The following is a 15,986-nucleotide window of genomic DNA, read 5'->3' as shown; positions in this document are numbered from 1 at the left end:
CCGACCGGTGGCCTGAGCCGGTCGGGGAGACCGATTTCAGCCCTGCCCGAGGGTGGTCTTGGCCAAACCGGGAAAGTCTGTAATCAGGCTGTCCACGCCAAAGTCGGCGAGCCGGCGCATCAGTGCCGGCTCGTTGACCGTCCACACCGACACGTGCAGCCCCTGGCGCTGCGCCTTGATCAGGCGCTCGGGGGTGCACAGTGTCCAGTTCAGCACCAGCATCTGGCACTCATAGTTCTGCGCCACTTTCAGTGGGTCGAGCCAGGCGTATTCGGCGACCAGGCCGCGGGCGACATCCGGCACCAGCTCCAGGGCGGCACCCAGCACTTCCCGTGAGCTGGAGGTGATGGTGACCTTGTCCAGCAGGCCGTATTGCTGGGCCAGTTCGCGGATTGCCAGCACGGTGCTGGCGGCGCGGGTGCGCGAGGCGCTCTTGACCTCCAGCTGCCAGTGCTCGAAGGCGCATTTCTCGAACAGTTCCTCAAGGCGTGGGATAGGGCAGGGCTGCACATGCCCCGGGCCGCCCTTGCGTGCGTCGTAGCTGACCAGTTCATCCGCGGTGCGCTCGGCCACCTTGCCGCGTCGGCCGGTGGTGCGCTTGAGGGTCGGGTCGTGGATGACCATCAGCTCGTTGTCGGCCGACAGGTGCAGGTCGAGTTCGCAGCGGTTCACGCCGTGCGACAGGCACTGGCGGAAGCTGTTCAGGGTATTCTCGGGCGCTTCGCCCTTGGCGCCGCGGTGGCCGTAGATAAGGGTCACGTTCGTTCCTTCAAATCAGAGGGTGAGGCTCAGGAGGCGGGGTCGTTCTGTTCCAGGGCCTGGCGCCGTTGCTGCTGTTGGCGCTGCAGGATGTAGCGGGCCAGCAGTTGGCGCTGGGCGTCGGTCATGTCGATGAATTCGGTGCCGACCTCGTAGTCGCCGTCGGGGCGCCGGTCGCAGTGGGTGACCCGGCCACGCAGCAGCAGGCCGTGAGCGCGGGGCATCAGCACCATCTTCACTTTCACGCGGGTGCCCGGGGCGATTTTCTGCGCCTGGGCGAACTCGATGCCACCCTCGGAGATGATCACCGGTTGTGGCTGGCCGATCTCGCCAATCAATGTTTGCGCGACGACCGCGCTGAGCAGGTCGAGGCGTTTGTTCTGGGCGCGCAGGAACGCGGCCAGGGTGCGGTCCTTCTCGCTCAACTGGCGCAGCAGGTGCTGCGACTCGAAGTCGGACAGGTGCAGTTCGCTGAGCAGGTTGAACAACGGTGAATCATCTTGCAACAGTTCTGTTTCAAGGGCTTCGGCCGCGCTAAGGGGGCTGATTTGAAGTGCGATCCGATCTTCGATGCGGTAGTATTCGCGGCGATCTTCTTCGTCTAATGTCGTCATGGCGAACCCAAGGTTACGGCGGTTGTCCGAGTGTAAAGCCGCCGTAGGCGCCTCGCCACAAGGACGTTCCCTTTCATCCGAACAAGCCCCGACATGTTCAGACCTCTTTTCGTATTCATTGGTACGCGCTACACCCGTGCCAAGCGTCGCAATCACTTCGTCTCGTTCATTTCGCTCACCTCGATGATCGGCCTCGCCCTGGGCGTGGTGGTGATGATCGTGGTGCTCTCGGTGATGAACGGTTTCGACCACGAGATGCGTACCCGCGTGCTGGGGATGATCCCTCATGCCACCCTGGAAACCGGCCAGCCCATCGATGACTGGCAGGCCCTTGCCTCTAAAGTAAAGCAGAATCCGCAGGTGCTGGCGGTCGCGCCATTCACCCAGATGCAGGGTTTGCTGACGCACGAGGGCAAGGTGCAGAAGGTGCTGCTCAACGGCGTCGACCCGGCCCGTGAGCGCGAGGTGTCGATCATCGACAAGTTCGTGCTCGAAGGCAGCCTCGACAAGCTGGCGCCGGGCGAGTGGGGCATCATGATCGGCGACAAGGCCGCGCAGAAGCTGGGCGTGGGCATCGGCGACAAGCTGACCTTCGTCGCCCCCGAGGTGAGCGTCACCCCGGCCGGCATGTTCCCGCGCATGAAGCGCTTCACCGTGGTCGGCACCTTCCACGTCGGTGCCGGCGAGATCGACGGCTATCTTGGGTTGACCAACCTCTCCGACCTGTCGCGCCTGCACCGCTGGAAAGCGGATCAAGTCCAGGGCCTGCGCCTGAAGTTCGACGACCTGTTCCAGGCGCCGCGCGCGGCCTGGGACATCGCCCAGCAGCTGGGCGAGCAGCAGTTCTATCCACGTGACTGGACCCGCACCCACGGCAACCTGTACCAGGCGATCCGCATGGAGAAATCCATGATTGGCCTGCTGTTGCTGCTGATCGTGGCGGTGGCGGCGTTCAACATCATTTCCACCCTGGTGATGGTGGTCAACGACAAGCGTGGCGACATCGCCATCCTCCGCACCCTGGGCGCGACCCCCGCGCAGATCATGGCCATCTTCATGGTCCAGGGCACGGTGATCGGTGTGGTCGGCACCCTGGTCGGCGCGGTGCTGGGCATTTTCGGCGCGCTCAACGTGAGTGCGGCGATCGCCGGCATCGAGACGTTGATCGGGCACAAGTTCCTCAACGCCGATGTGTATTTCATCGATTACCTGCCCTCGCAGCTCCAGGCCCAGGACGTGTGGATGGTCTGCGGCGCGGCGCTGGTCCTGAGTTTCTTCGCCACCCTGTACCCGGCCTGGCGCGCCTCGCGCACCCAGCCTGCAGAGGCGCTACGTTATGAGTGAGTCGCGCATGAGTGATAAAGCCGTGTTGAGTTGCCGCAACCTGGGCAAGAGCTACGAAGAGGGCCCGGAATCGGTGCAGGTGCTGTCCGGCTTGAACCTGGAGCTGCAACCGGGCGAGCGGGTGGCCATCGTCGGCAGCTCCGGCTCGGGCAAGAGTACCTTGCTCAACCTGCTGGGTGGCCTCGATACACCAACCCAAGGCAGCGTCTGGCTGGCCGGTGAAGAGTTGTCGGCGCTGGGCGAGCGGGCGCGTGGGCTGCTGCGCAACCGCGCGCTGGGCTTCGTCTACCAGTTCCACCACCTGCTGCCGGAGTTCACCGCCCTGGAGAACGCCTGCATGCCCCTGCTGATCGGCAAGACACCTATTCCAGAGGCCCGCGAGCGCGCCGAGGCGCTGCTCAAGCGGGTCGGCCTGGGCCACCGCCTGAATCACAAGCCAGCCGAACTGTCCGGCGGTGAGCGTCAGCGCGTGGCCATCGCCCGCGCTCTGGTCAACCGCCCGGGCCTGGTGATGCTCGACGAGCCCACTGGCAACCTCGACCACCACACCGCCCAGGGCATCCAGGAACTGATGCGGGAGCTGTCCAGCCACTCGCAGACTGCGTTCCTGGTGGTCACCCACGACCTCAACCTGGCGCGCCAGATGGACCGTGTGCTGCGTCTGGAAGACGGGCACCTGGTGGCGATCTGAGTCGCTTGCGCGGGGCGCCGTGAAGCGCGCCCCGGTTCACTTTCTTCTTAGGTGTTGCCGTCCATGTTCAGACCCTTGCCCTTGTTCATCGGTGCTCGCTACACCCGTGCCAAGCGCCGCAACCACTTCATCTCGTTCATCTCCATGACCTCGATGATCGGCCTGTCGCTTGGCGTGCTGGCGATGATCGTGGTGCTGTCGGTGATGAACGGCTTCCAGCGCGAGATGAGCTCGCGCGTGCTGGGCCTGGTGCCCCATGCCAGCATCCTCGGCGTGCAGCCGCTGGACGACTGGCGCAAGGTGGCCAGCGCCGCCGAGGGCAACCCGGCGGTGATCGCCGCCGCGCCGCTCACCGAGCTGGAGGGCATGCTGTCGTATAAAGGCGCCATGCAGCCGATCCAGGTGGCGGGTATCGACCCGGCCGAAGAGGGCAAGGTTTCAATCGTCACCCAGCATATCGTCCAAGGTAGCTTGCAGGACCTGGTGCCTGGCGAGTACGGCGTGGTCATCGGCGAGCTGACGGCCCGGCGCTTCCGGCTGAACACTGGCGACAAGTTGACCCTGATCGTCCCCGAGATCAGCAAGGAACCAGGCGGCATCACCCCACGCATGCAGCGTTTGACTGTGGTCGGCATCTTCAAGGTCGGTGCCGAGCTGGATGGCTCTCAGGCCTATATCCATGTCGCCGATGCTGGCGAGATGCAGCGCTGGGCGCCGGGCCAGGTGCAGGGCGTGCGCCTGAAGCTGCAAGACCTGTATGCCGCGCCACAGGTGTCGAAGGCCATCGCCGCCGGCCTGGGCGAGGGCTACCGCGCCGATGACTGGTCGCACACCCAGGGCAGCCTGTTCAGCGCCATGAAGATGGAAAAGACCATGATCGGCCTGCTGCTGCTGATGATCATCGCGGTGGCGGCGTTCAACATCATCGCCACCCTGGTGATGGTGGTGAACGACAAGGGTGCGGACATCGCCATCCTGCGCACCATCGGCGCCACGCCGGCGCAGATCATGGGCACGTTCATGGTCCAGGGTAGCCTGATCGGTATCGTCGGTACGCTGATCGGCGGCGTATTGGGGGTGATCGCGGCGTTCAACGTCAGCGCCATCGTCGGCTGGATCGAGCGGGTCAGTGGCCAGCACATCTTCACGTCCGACATCTACTTCATCAGCAGCTTGCCGTCCGAATTGCAGTGGGGCGATGTGGCGATCATCTGCGTGGCGGGGTTGGTGATGAGCTTCCTGGCAACCATCTACCCGGCCTATCGGGCCTCGCAGATCGAGCCGGCGATGGCCCTGCGCTACGAGTAACGCTTCTGATCGCAATCGCGGGGCAAGCCCGCTCCCACGCCAAAATCCTGATAACGGGGGCTGGCGTGGGCGCGGGCTTGCCCCGCGATGGCTTTCAGTGATCCTGGGGAATGTCGATCACAAAGCGCGTCCACCCACTTTCACTTTCCGCCCGAATACGTCCTCCGTGCGCCTGCACGATCGAGCGGGTGATCGCCAGCCCCAGTCCGGCATGTTCGCTGCTGCCTTTCTGGCGAGCCGGATCTGCCCGATAGAATCGGTCGAACAGTCGCTCCATGAGATGCGGGGCAATGGCCGGCCCGGTGTTGGCCACACTGATGCGCAATCCTTGTTCCAGTGTCACGTGGATCTCGCCACCGGCCGGCGTGAAGCGCAAGGCATTGTCCAGCAGGTTGGAAAGCGCCCGGCGCAGCATGTGCCGATCCCCTTCGGTATGCGCCTCGCCCTGGCGCGACAGCCGCACCTCGGCGTCCTCGGCCAGCGGTGCGTAATATTCCAGCAGCGCATCGACCTCCACGGCCAGGTCCAGTGGCTGGCGATTGGGCATCAGCAGGCCGTGGTCGGCCTTGGCCAGGTAAAGCATGTCGTTGACCAACTGGGCCATCCACTGCAGTTCCTCCAGGTTGCCATGCAGGGCCTCGCGGTATTCCTCGAGGCTGCGCGGGCGGGTGAGGGTGACCTGGGTGTGGGTGAGCAGGTTGGACAGCGGTGTGCGCAGCTCGTGGGCGATATCGGCGGAAAACGCCGACAGGCGCTGGAAGGCGTCGTCCAGGCGCTGCAGCATGGCATTGACCGTGCTGGCCAGCTCCGCCAGTTCCTCGGGCATCTGCGCCACCGGCAGGCGGGTGGTCAGCGAGCGGGCGTTGACACTGGCGGCGACCTTGCCCATCCGTCGCAGTGGCTTCAGCCCCCGGCGTGCGGCCCAGGCGCCCAGCAGCGCGGTGGCCACGGCAGACAAGCCAACGGTGAGCCAGATCAGGCGCTGCATGCCCTGGAGGAAGTGTTGATGGTGGGTGATGTCGAGGAACAGGGTGAGCTGCGGTGACCCAGGTTGGTTTTCGCTGAGCGGGACGCTCAGGCTGCGATAGTCGACGCCGCCCGCGTGCAGGGTAGCCAGGCCGAATTGACGCGGGTCGTCCGGCAGGTCGATACGGCTGTCGAACCAAGTGCTGCCATCGACGCCACGTACACGCAGGGCCAGGTCGGACTGGTGGCTGAGTTCGTTGCGCAGTTCAGGCAGGCGCGTGCCCAACTGCCCTGGGCTGGTGATGCCATCGAGCAGGCTGCGCATCAGTGACAGGCGGCCACTGAGCAGTTGCTGGTCGAGCTCGATGAAGTGGCGTTCGCTGGCGCGGTTGAACAGCAGGCCGGCGCTCAGCGACACGGTGGCGGTACAGGCGGCGAACAGCAGGGCCAGGCGGCCGCCGAGGGACAGGCGGCGCATCAATCCTGACGCTCCTCGAGCACGTAACCCATGCCACGCACTGTATGAATCAACTTGGTCGGATGGTTGTCGTCGATCTTCAGGCGCAGGCGGCGGATGGCTACTTCGATCACGTTGGTATCGCTGTCGAAGTTCATGTCCCACACTTGCGAGGCGATCAGCGACTTGGGCAGTACTTCGCCCTGGCGACGCAATAACAGTTCCAGCAGGGCGAATTCCTTGGCGGTCAGGTCGATGCGCTGGCCGGTGCGCTCGGCGCGGCGGCGGATCAGGTCCAGGCGCAGGTCGGCGAGCGCCAGGCTGGTGTCCTGGCTGGCGTTGGCGCCGCGGCGCAGCAGGCTGCGCACCCGTGCCAGCAGTTCGGAAAAGGCGAAGGGTTTGACCAGGTAGTCGTCGGCACCCAGCTCCAGGCCATGCACGCGGTCCTCGACGGCGTCGCGGGCGGTGAGAAACAGCACGGGCGTGTCCAGGCCGGCCTGGCGCACGGCCTGGAGAATCTGCCAGCCGTTGCGCCCCGGCAGCATCACGTCGAGGATCAGCAGGTCGTGGTCACCGGTCAGTGCCAGGTGCTGGCCCGTATCGCCGTCGGTGGCCAGTTCCGTGGCGAAACCGGCCTCGCTCAGGCCCTGGCGCAAGTATTGGCCGGTCTTGGCCTGGTCTTCGACGATCAGTAGTTTCATGGGCTTTCACAGTTCCAGAGGTTCACGCGAGCCTTGTAGGAGCGGATTCATCCGCGAAAACGCAGGAGCATTCACGGCAGCATTCGCGGGTGAGCCCGCCCCTACAAGGGCGATGCCTGAAATCATACGTGACGATCCGCCGCCTCGCCGAAGCTGACAAAGTTGTAATCTCCTCGTCAGCCAGCTGCCAGCCAGCCTTTTCGAGAATGGCCATATTCTCCCCGCACCTTTCGGAGCCACTCATGAAACACCTGTTTGTCGCTGCCGCGCTCGCGCTGTTCAGCCTGCCCACCTTCGCCGACGAGTCGAAGAACTTCGCCTTCGGTGAGCCGGCTCCAGCGGCCAAGGCCAGCCGCACCGTCGAGGTGGTGCTCAAGGACATCGCCTTCGAGCCCAAGAGCCTGAAGGTCAAGGCCGGCGAAACCGTGCGTTTCGTGCTGATCAACGAAGGTAAGCTGCCCCACGAGTTCAATCTGGGTGACAAGGCCATGCATGCCGAGCACCAGAAGGAGATGGTGGCCATGCAGGGCAAGATGTTCACCACAGGCATGAACCATGAGGGCATGGACCATGGTCAGATGGATCACAGCCAGATGAACATGGGGGGGCATGGCCATGGGGCAGGCAACACCGTGCTGGTCCAGCCTGGGCAGCGCGCCGAGCTGACCTGGACCTTCCGCAAGTCTGCCCCCATCGAGTTTGCCTGCAACGTACCCGGTCACTACCAGGCCGGTATGGTCGGGCCGCTGACCATCGAGTGACAAGAGCCCCAAGGCGGGGTGCAAAACCGGTAGACTAGGGGCAATTTCGAACCCTCAGGTCAGTTTCCATGCATCCCGCCGCCGAACACTCTCCGCTGGGCAAGTCCAGCGAATATATCGCCACCTACACGCCCTCGCTGCTGTTCCCGATTCCACGCCTGGCCAAGTGGGCCGAGTTGGGTGTCAGCGGTGACGCCTTGCCCTGGCAGGGCGTGGATTACTGGAACTGCTTCGAGCTGTCCTGGCTGCTGCCATCGGGCAAGCCGGTGGTGGCCATTGGTGAATTCGCCATCCCGTGCGATTCGCCGAACATCATCGAGTCCAAGTCGTTCAAGCTGTACCTCAACTCGCTGAACCAGACGAAGTTCGAGTCGGTGGCTCAGTTGCAGGCGTGCCTGGTGAAGGATCTTTCCACCGCTGCGGGCAAGCCGGTGGCGGTCAAGGTCAGCACCCTGGCCGATATCGAGGCTCAAGGTGTCACCGCCTTGCCGGGGCAGTGCATCGACGCGCTGGACGTGGCAATCGATAACTACGAGCAGCCAAAACCCGAGCTGCTGCGTTGCTCGACCGAGCGCGTGGTGGAAGAGACGGTCCACAGCCACTTGCTCAAGTCCAATTGCCCGGTCACCGGCCAGCCGGACTGGGGTAGCGTGGTGGTCGAGTACAAGGGGCGCGCGCTGGACCATGCCAGCCTTTTGACTTATCTGATCAGCTTCCGTCAGCACGCTGATTTCCACGAGCAGTGCGTGGAGCGCATCTACCTGGACCTGAAAAAGCTGCTGCAACCGGAATACTTGACGGTATATGCGCGCTATGTACGGCGTGGCGGGTTGGACATCAACCCCTACCGCAGCACCCGGGTGATCAGCCCTGAGAACCTGCGCCTGGTTCGTCAGTAGGACATAAGGCAATTGGGGCCGAGTTACGGCCCCGATGGTGTTGCAGGGGTTCATATACCCATGCTGTGCAGCGAATTGACAATGCTGCGCAGGGTGGCGGTCAGGTCGGGGTGTTCGGCTTCGAAGCGTTCGATGGCCAGGTTCACGCCATCGACGACGTTGTTGTCCTGGGTGGCTTCTTCGAGCTTGATCTGGGCTTCGATCTGCTGCATCAGTTCGTGCAGGTGGTCGCGCTCTTCCAGCGAGAGCGGTGGATTGCGGTCCAGTTGCTCGCGCAGGCTATCGAGTTGCTCTTGCAGTTCGCGGGCAGGCATTGTTCATACTCCATCAATGGCTTGGCAAGGCATGGACCTCGGTGAAGCGCCAAAGGTTCTTGCCTGCCTTCTAGCGTAATCCACCTGCCGGTGCTTTGCATGACTCGCATCAACTGTGGCGTATCAGGGTTTCTCGCCCTTGTGCCGGCGTTGGGCGATATCAGCCAGGCAGGTGTCGAGCGCCTCAAGGTGGTCGATGACTGAATGCACACCCATGCCGAACAGTGCGAGGGTGGCCTTGCCGCGGGCCAGTTCCTGTTCTTTCCGCGTCATACCCTGCCATTGGCTGGAGCTCAGGTCGCACGAAGGGCTGCAAGCCGCCAGGCCGACAGTCCACAGGCCTGCGTTGAGCGCCGATTGCAGCAACAGCGGTTCGCCGCTGACCAGAACGCAACCTTCCAGCCGTTGGCTTTCCAGGGCCATCAGCGCTTGCCAGCAAGCGTCGGGCGCCGGCCAGGTGCCCCCGTTGACCGCATGGCCAGGCAACCAGTCGGGGAGTACGCGGGTGAGCTGCCGGCCTTGAGCGGCATTGAGCTCGTCGAGCCAGATGCAAGGTACTTGCTGTTTACGCAGGCGCTCGAGGGAGTCCAGTGCGCCGGGCGCGGGCAAGTGGTTGCCATCCGAACTCTGGACCAGGCAGCCGCGCAATCCGAACAACACGGCGGTGAAGGCGGGGGCGTCTTGCATGGCAACTTCCCTGAAATAGTCCGCAGGCTATCCCGGCTTTATTACCACCCGATGACGGTGACACTTGTTCACAAAATCTTGACAGAGATATGTAAGACTATCCCTAAGCCAGCAAGCCATTATACTGGCGTCTTGTTCAGCAGCGCGCCAAAGGCCGTTGCCGCCGTGAAATCAGATGGAGAAACATCTATGCGTAGGATCGGTGCCGGAGTGATCGAGCGAATCACCCAGGCCTGTGTCTGCGCCAGCTTGTTGCTGGCGCCTGTGGCGGCTACTCAGGCGGCCACAGAGGAAGACCCTTGGGAGGCGGTCAACCGACCGATCTTCAAGTTCAACGATGCACTGGACACCTATGCCCTCAAGCCGCTGGCCAAGGGTTACCAGGCTGTGACGCCGCAGTTCCTCGAGGACGGCATCCACAACATCTTCCGCAACCTGGGTGATGTCACCAACCTGGCCAACGACGTGCTGCAGCTCAAGCCGCATGCCGCCGGTGTCGACACCGCGCGCCTGATCGTCAACACCACCTTCGGCCTCGGCGGCTTCTTCGACGTCGGCACCAAGATGGGCCTGCAGCGCAATGACGAGGACTTCGGCCAGACCCTCGGTTACTGGGGCGTACCCAGCGGCCCGTATGTGGTCATCCCGCTGCTGGGGCCGAGCACCGTGCGTGACGGCTTGGCCAAGTACCCGGACACCTACACCGAACCCTACCGTTACATCGACCACGTACCCACGCGCAACTCGATCTTCGCCCTGGACGTGATCGACACCCGCGCCAGCCTGCTGCAGGCTGAAAAGCTGATCCAGGGTGACAAGTACATCTTCCTGCGCAACGCCTACCTGCAGAACCGCGAGTTCAAGGTCAAGGACGGTGCGGTCGAAGACGACTTCTGATTCGGCTGGATGTGAAAAAGGCGACCTTCGGGTCGCCTTTTTTCATCCTGTGACACAGTCGAGGTCAGTGCATGGCCAGGATGCGCAGGCCGAGCTTCTGCTCGCCGCCAGGCTGGTCGGCGATCCACACCACCTCGGTGCTGGCATGCAGGCCCTTGAGTGCAGGGTGGTCGGAGTCGATGCGCACCTCGAGGCAATCGCCCACCTGGAACCGCTGCGGGGCCTGCACCTGCATGCCGCTGCTGGACAGGTCGAGGCAAACGGCGGCGATCACCTGGCCGGCATGCAGCAGGCTGACCTCGGTGTCGATGCGCATGCGGATGAAATCGCGTTTTTCGCTGTAGTTCACGGGGGGCTGGGACATGGCTGCTTCCTTTCATCGGATCGCACGGGTCGGCTTTCTTATAACGCCAGGTGATTTGCCCTGTAAAGTGCAGGGAAGTCTACCTTCCCACGCTTGAAACGCCAGGCGGATGGGAGTACCGTCAGCGCCTTACAGGGCACCTCTGCTATTTGCCGGACCAGTCTTCTTGTCCTACAACTCAAATAGAGAGTGGCTAGAGAGCATTCCAGTAGTGTCTGACGGGGTATCCGCAGCCGCTACGCCAACCCAAATCTGGCGCCGTTCGCCCACATGCAGAAAACCAGTGCAACGCTGCTGATCATCGATGACGACGACGTGGTCCGTGCCAGCCTCGCCGCCTATCTGGAAGACAGCGGTTTCAGCGTCCTCCAGGCCGCCAACGGCCAGCAGGGGCTCCAGGTCTTCGAAGAACACCAGCCCGACCTCGTGATCTGCGATCTGCGCATGCCGCAGATGGGCGGCCTCGAGCTTATCCGCCGGGTCAGCGAGCGCGCGCCGCAGTTGCCGGTGATCGTGGTGTCCGGTGCCGGTGTCATGAGCGACGCGGTGGAAGCCTTGCGCCTTGGCGCCGCGGACTACCTGATCAAGCCCCTGGAAGACCTGGCCGTGCTGGAGCATTCGGTGCGCCGCGCGCTCGACCGTTCGCGCCTGGTACTTGAGAACCAGCGCTATCGTGACAAACTCGAGGCGGCCAACCGAGAACTCGAAGCCAGCTTGCACCTGCTGCAGGAGGACCAGAATGCCGGGCGCCAGGTGCAGATGAACATGCTGCCGGAAAGCCCCTGGAAGGCCGGTGAGTACGCGTTCGAGCACCAGATCATCCCATCGTTGTACCTGTCGGGTGATTTTGCCGACTACTTCCGCGTGGATGAGCGGCGCATCGCCTTCTACCTGGCGGACGTGTCCGGCCATGGTGCATCCTCGGCGTTCGTTACCGTTCTGCTCAAGTTCATGACCACGCGCCTGCTGTTCGAAATCAAGCGCAGCGGCAAGATGCGCGAGTTCAAGCCTTCGCAGGTACTCAGCCACATCAACCGTGGGCTGATCAACTGCAAGCTGGGCAAGCATGTGACCATGGTCGGTGGCGTCATCGACGAGGACACCGGCCTGCTCACCTACAGCGTTGGCGGCCATTTGCCGTTGCCGGTGCTGTACACCCCAGGCCAGGCCCGCTATCTGGAAGGCCGCGGCCTGCCGGTGGGGCTGTTTGACGAGGCCAGTTACCAGGACCAGGTGCTGGAGCTACCACCGCAGTTCAGCCTCACCCTGATGTCCGATGGCATTCTGGACCTTTTGCCGGGGGGCACACTCAAAGATAAGGAAGCGTCCTTGCCGGAGATCGTCAAGGAAGCAGGGGGCAGCCTGGAAGGGCTGCGCCAACGTTTCGAATTGGCTACGCTTGGGGAGATGCCGGATGATATCGCCCTATTGGTGTTGAGCAGGAACCTTGAATGAGTACCGGTAGAATCCAGTTCGCCGAACAGAGCGGGACCTTCGTTCTGAAATTTGTCGGTGAAGTGCGCCTGACCCTGTGTTCGGCGCTGGATGCGACGATTGAGAAGATTTTCACCGCGCTGAACTTCTCGGCCATCGTCATCGACCTGACAGAGACCGAAAGCATCGACAGCACCACGCTGGGCCTGCTGGCCAAGCTGTCGATCCTGTCCCGGCAGAAGGTCGGCCTGCTGCCGACCGTGGTCACCACCAACCCGGACATTTCCCGGTTGCTGCAGTCGATGGGTTTCGACCAGGTGTTCAACATCGTCGACCGCCCGATACCCTGCCCGGAGTGCCTGACCGACCTGCCATCGCAAGATCAGGACGAGAACGTGGTGCGCTCCAAGGTGCTGGAGGCGCACAAGATCCTGATGGGGCTGAACGACTCCAACCGCGAAGCCTTCCATGACCTGGTGAGCGCGCTAGAGCGTTCCTGACCTTTGCAATTTGCGCGTATTACGCCGCTCTACAGGCCGGTAAAAATCCTGTAGGAGCGGGTTTACCCGCGATTGGCCCAGTAGTGCCATGCAAGCCCTAGTCATCAGCGCACAATCACCGAGCAAACTCGGTTGTCTCACGCCCATCGGCATTCAGCTGATACACCCGTTCCGGCCGTCCCTCTCCATCGAAGAACACCCACCCCAGCCCCGCGCTGTTCCACAGGCGCTCACCCGCCTTGCTATGGCTGGGCGTGCGCGGCACCACCTCCATCTGCCGACGCTGGGTGAACCAGTTGAGTGGCGAGCGTGGTGCGTACAGCCAGCGGTTGAGCCGATCCAGCACATCCAGCAGGCGACGGGGAAACTCGTTCTTGATGCCGCTGCTGGTCACCTGCCAGAGGTGCGGGCTGCGCTGGCGATGGCGGATCAGCACCTCATAGACAAACGAGTAATGCACGTCCCCGGAGAGGATCACGTAATGCCCCGGCGTGCGCGAGTGGCGGAAAATATTGAGGATGACCTGCGCCGCGCCGCGATGGGCCATCCAGTTCTCGGCATCCACCAGCAGCGGGTAGCCCAGCGCGCTGAAGACGCGCTGCACGGTCTCGATCAGCTTGACCCCAAAGATTGGTGCCGGTGACACAATGATCGCCGAAGGGTGGTCCAGCAGCGCCTGTTGCAGTTCGCACAGGGCTTCCCAGTCGAGCAGGCCGGAGGGCTTCTGCAGGCTGTTTTCGCTGCGCCAGCGCCGGGTACGCGTGTCCAGTACCAGCAGTGGCGGCTCCGTGGGCAGCGCGTATTGCCAGCCCTGGAAGCGCAGCAGTTCGCCGATCAGTTCGTCCCGCGCCTCGTCCAACTGCCGGCACCGCCCGACCAGCGCTGCGCAGCCATCCGGGTCGTTGCCCCAGCCCTGGCACAGCAGGTAACCCAGCAGCGCGTTGCCAATGATACGCCGGGAGAACGGGTGGACGTAGGCCGTCTGTTCCCATTGCGCCGACAGGTTCCAGTCGTCGGTGATGTCGTGGTCGTCGAAGATCATCAGGCAGGGCAGGTGGGCCATTACGCGTGCCACCTGTCCGAGCCCTCCGCGGAAAGCCTCGATCGGCGGCAGCTCATCGCAATAGCGGGCCTGGTGCTTGTCGGTCAGGCCGGGCGGCATGTCCAAATGCACCAGCGCCCAAGGTACGGGCGACCAGACCAGTAGGTACATGGCCATGACTTCGGCGAAGGTCACCAGGTGGTTGTCGGCGTTGCTGGAGGAGAAGATCGGCTTGCGCTTGCCGCCGAAGAAGCGTTCACGCAGGGTTTCGTTGCTTTCCTGGGCCGGCAGCAGGTCGGCGCGGTGGTAATAACAGGCCGGATGGCGGTAGAGCGCGGCACCACTGTCTACCAAGGCGCCATCCAACGTCTCGTCGGACAGGCCCAGGCGCTCGATCAGCGCGTGGATGGCACGCAGCATGGGGCCGGCAACGTCATCAGCGTAGACCTGGTCGCCGGTCATCAGCAGCAGGGCCGGGCGCTCTTCGGGGCGCGGTCCCGCCAAAAGCAGGCGGTCGGCGCAGAGCAGGCCGTCGGCGGCCGGGTGATGGGGTTTGCGGCAGGACCCGTGGAGCAGTTGGTCGAGGCGGTCGCGCAGCACGAAGCTGGGGCGGCTGGCGCCGGGGTAGAGAAGGTGCGCTGCCCAGTCGGCGATACCTTGGCCGTTGTCCAGGCGCAGGTCGTATTCGAGGGTTGTGTTGCTGGGCAGTGGGTTGTCGAAGTGGATATCCAGCAGGTGGATGAAGGCGTGCGTGCCGACTGGGATCACTTCAATGCCTATATTGGCGATGATGCCCTCATGTTCGAGGATGAATTCTGGGCGCAACGGTTGCGAGCCCACCAGCCAGATGGCCAGGCGCTGGGGTTCCAGGCGGCGAAGTACGGGGCCGGCGAGGACAAGAGGGAGGGTGGCACTGAGAGTCATCTAAGGCTCGGCTTTATTGGGTGTGGCGTCATTGGCCACCCCAACGGAAAACGGGCGGGAAATGCTCTGCATTTACCGCCCGTCGATCAACCCAAATATGTATCAGGCTTTGTCGGCCATCAAGGCTTCGAGTTTCTCCTGGTCCCGAGCGAACTGGCGAATACCCTCGGCCAGCTTCTCGGTGGCCATGGCGTCCTCGTTCATCGCCCAGCGGAACTGGTTTTCGTTCAACTGTTGCTTGGCTTCACCGGCATTGCCCGGCTTGAGGATGCGTGGCAATTCGCCCTGGTCGTCAGACAGCTGCACCAGCAGCTCGGGGCTGATGGTCAGGCGGTCGCAGCCGGCCAGTTGTTCGATCTGGCCGATGTTGCGGAAGCTCGCGCCCATGACCACGGTGTTGTAGCCGTTGGTCTTGTAGTAGTCGTAGATGCGCGTGACCGACTGCACGCCCGGGTCTTCGGCGCCGACGTAGTCCTTGCCGGTGCTCTTCTTGTACCAGTCGTAGATACGCCCTACGAATGGCGAGATCAGGAACACCCCGGCATCGGCGCAGGCCTGGGCCTGGGCGAAGGAGAACAGCAGGGTGAGGTTGGTCTGGATGCCTTCCTTTTCCAGCTTCTCGGCGGCGCGGATGCCTTCCCAGGTGGAGGCCAGCTTGATCAGTACGCGATCGCGCTTGATCCCAGCGGCTTCGTACAGCTCGATCAGTTGGCGGGCTTTTTTCAGCAGCGCCGGTTCGTCGAACGACAGGCGCGCATCCACTTCGGTGGAAATCCGGCCAGGAATAGCCTTGAGAATGCCCGCACCCACCGCCACCGCGAACTTGTCGCAGGCTAGGTCGACATTGCCTTTGCTATCGGCCTTGACCTGCTTGAGCAGGTCGGCGTAGCCCGGGATGGCGGCGGCCTTGAGCAGCAGCGACGGGTTGGTGGTGGCGTCGACCGGCTTGAGGCGGGTGATGGCGTCCAGGTCGCCGGTGTCGGCGACCACGGTGGTGAACTGCTTGAGTTGTTCCAGCTTGGAGGTCATGGGCGTGCTCTGTCCTGTGCAATGACTCGACATTACCCGAGCCCCGGCGGCCCGGCAACGGGCCTGACGCGTGTGGGGCTGCGTGGAAGGTGAGGGTTCGAGTCGAATGCGCGGCGCAGGTTCCCCGCGAGGTCACCCAATGCTCGATGGACACACACAGGCACTGAGTTTACTGGCCCCTGTAGGAGCGGGTTTACCCGCGAATACGTCGGTGGCCGCACCACCGTATTCGCGGGTAAACCCGCTCCTACAGGGCCTGCGCCTGCCTCAAGTCGGTATTGCACCGGTAGGGGCC

Annotated in this window: 17 protein-coding genes; 8 read left to right on the top strand and 9 right to left on the bottom strand. The window is 63.3% G+C overall.

What is annotated here, in order from left to right; translation table 11 throughout:
• Window positions 1–36: 36 nt before the first annotated feature.
• Window positions 37–759: a glycerophosphodiester phosphodiesterase gene (locus JYG34_RS17630; protein WP_213657643.1), complete on the bottom strand. Its 723-nt coding sequence runs from the start codon at window positions 757–759 to the stop codon at window positions 37–39.
• A 29-nt stretch (window positions 760–788) separates the two neighbouring features.
• Window positions 789–1,373, bottom strand: a complete 585-nt coding sequence (locus JYG34_RS17625) for a PilZ domain-containing protein (RefSeq protein ID WP_213657642.1) — start codon at window positions 1,371–1,373, stop codon at window positions 789–791.
• 93 nt (window positions 1,374–1,466) lie between these two features.
• Between JYG34_RS17625 and JYG34_RS17620 the strand changes: the two genes are divergently transcribed.
• From JYG34_RS17620 to JYG34_RS17610, 3 genes are all read left to right on the top strand, one after another.
• Complete coding sequence (locus JYG34_RS17620; RefSeq protein ID WP_213657641.1) at window positions 1,467–2,717, top strand: lipoprotein-releasing ABC transporter permease subunit; 1,251 nt, start codon at window positions 1,467–1,469, stop codon at window positions 2,715–2,717.
• 7 nt (window positions 2,718–2,724) lie between these two features.
• Window positions 2,725–3,408 (top strand): lipoprotein-releasing ABC transporter ATP-binding protein LolD, encoded by a 684-nt coding sequence (gene lolD / locus JYG34_RS17615; protein WP_213657640.1) that lies wholly within the window; start codon window positions 2,725–2,727, stop codon window positions 3,406–3,408.
• Between the two features lie 63 nt (window positions 3,409–3,471).
• Window positions 3,472–4,716 carry a lipoprotein-releasing ABC transporter permease subunit gene (locus tag JYG34_RS17610; protein WP_213657639.1) on the top strand — a complete coding sequence of 415 codons (1,245 nt, stop codon included), beginning with the start codon at window positions 3,472–3,474 and terminating at the stop codon, window positions 4,714–4,716.
• A 94-nt stretch (window positions 4,717–4,810) separates the two neighbouring features.
• On the opposite strand, the gene JYG34_RS17605 is transcribed toward JYG34_RS17610, so the two are convergent.
• Both JYG34_RS17605 and JYG34_RS17600 read right to left on the bottom strand, forming a co-directional pair.
• Window positions 4,811–6,160, bottom strand: coding sequence for a heavy metal sensor histidine kinase (locus JYG34_RS17605; protein ID WP_283811766.1), 1,350 nt, complete (start codon window positions 6,158–6,160; stop codon window positions 4,811–4,813).
• Window positions 6,160–6,840, bottom strand: a complete 681-nt coding sequence (locus JYG34_RS17600) for a heavy metal response regulator transcription factor (RefSeq protein ID WP_213657637.1) — start codon at window positions 6,838–6,840, stop codon at window positions 6,160–6,162. The genes JYG34_RS17605 and JYG34_RS17600 overlap by 1 nt, the downstream gene beginning before the upstream one ends.
• 242 nt (window positions 6,841–7,082) lie before the next feature.
• On the opposite strand from JYG34_RS17600, the gene JYG34_RS17595 reads away from it, so the two are divergent.
• Together JYG34_RS17595 and queF are read left to right on the top strand one after the other, a co-directional pair.
• The gene (locus tag JYG34_RS17595; RefSeq protein WP_213657636.1) at window positions 7,083–7,601 is read left to right on the top strand and encodes a cupredoxin domain-containing protein; all 519 of its coding nucleotides are present in this window, start codon (window positions 7,083–7,085) and stop codon (window positions 7,599–7,601) included.
• Window positions 7,602–7,669: 68 nt separating this feature from the next.
• The gene (queF, locus tag JYG34_RS17590) at window positions 7,670–8,500 is read left to right on the top strand and encodes an NADPH-dependent 7-cyano-7-deazaguanine reductase QueF (RefSeq protein ID WP_213657635.1); all 831 of its coding nucleotides are present in this window, start codon (window positions 7,670–7,672) and stop codon (window positions 8,498–8,500) included.
• A 50-nt stretch (window positions 8,501–8,550) separates the two neighbouring features.
• Here queF and JYG34_RS17585 read toward each other — a convergent pair whose 3' ends face one another.
• The gene (locus JYG34_RS17585) at window positions 8,551–8,814 is read right to left on the bottom strand and encodes a DUF4404 family protein (RefSeq protein ID WP_213657634.1); all 264 of its coding nucleotides are present in this window, start codon (window positions 8,812–8,814) and stop codon (window positions 8,551–8,553) included.
• A 123-nt stretch (window positions 8,815–8,937) separates the two neighbouring features.
• Complete coding sequence (locus JYG34_RS17580) at window positions 8,938–9,501, bottom strand: phosphonoacetaldehyde phosphonohydrolase-related protein (RefSeq protein WP_213657633.1); 564 nt, start codon at window positions 9,499–9,501, stop codon at window positions 8,938–8,940.
• Window positions 9,502–9,690: 189 nt separating this feature from the next.
• Between JYG34_RS17580 and JYG34_RS17575 the strand changes: the two genes are divergently transcribed.
• Window positions 9,691–10,398, top strand: coding sequence for an MlaA family lipoprotein (locus JYG34_RS17575; protein WP_213657632.1), 708 nt, complete (start codon window positions 9,691–9,693; stop codon window positions 10,396–10,398).
• A 64-nt stretch (window positions 10,399–10,462) separates the two neighbouring features.
• On the opposite strand, the gene JYG34_RS17570 is transcribed toward JYG34_RS17575, so the two are convergent.
• The gene (locus JYG34_RS17570; RefSeq protein ID WP_213657631.1) at window positions 10,463–10,762 is read right to left on the bottom strand and encodes a PilZ domain-containing protein; all 300 of its coding nucleotides are present in this window, start codon (window positions 10,760–10,762) and stop codon (window positions 10,463–10,465) included.
• A gap of 270 nt (window positions 10,763–11,032) precedes the next feature.
• Here JYG34_RS17570 and rssB point away from each other — a divergent pair, with 270 nt between their 5' ends.
• Both rssB and rssC read left to right on the top strand, forming a co-directional pair.
• Window positions 11,033–12,217, top strand: coding sequence for a two-component system response regulator RssB (gene rssB / locus JYG34_RS17565; protein ID WP_213657630.1), 1,185 nt, complete (start codon window positions 11,033–11,035; stop codon window positions 12,215–12,217).
• Window positions 12,214–12,696, top strand: coding sequence for an anti-sigma factor antagonist RssC (gene rssC, locus JYG34_RS17560; RefSeq protein ID WP_011534794.1), 483 nt, complete (start codon window positions 12,214–12,216; stop codon window positions 12,694–12,696). The genes rssB and rssC overlap by 4 nt, the downstream gene beginning before the upstream one ends.
• A gap of 115 nt (window positions 12,697–12,811) precedes the next feature.
• On the opposite strand, the gene JYG34_RS17555 is transcribed toward rssC, so the two are convergent.
• Together JYG34_RS17555 and tal are read right to left on the bottom strand one after the other, a co-directional pair.
• The gene (locus JYG34_RS17555) at window positions 12,812–14,662 is read right to left on the bottom strand and encodes an alkaline phosphatase D family protein (RefSeq protein WP_213657629.1); all 1,851 of its coding nucleotides are present in this window, start codon (window positions 14,660–14,662) and stop codon (window positions 12,812–12,814) included.
• A gap of 102 nt (window positions 14,663–14,764) precedes the next feature.
• Window positions 14,765–15,691: a transaldolase gene (gene tal / locus JYG34_RS17550; RefSeq protein WP_213657628.1), complete on the bottom strand. Its 927-nt coding sequence runs from the start codon at window positions 15,689–15,691 to the stop codon at window positions 14,765–14,767.
• Window positions 15,692–15,986 lie beyond the last annotated feature (295 nt).

Source organism: Pseudomonas entomophila (assembly GCF_018417595.1).
Classification (GTDB): Bacteria; Pseudomonadota; Gammaproteobacteria; order Pseudomonadales; family Pseudomonadaceae; genus Aquipseudomonas; species Aquipseudomonas entomophila_C.
This window is presented reverse-complemented; position numbering and strand designations above follow the sequence as displayed.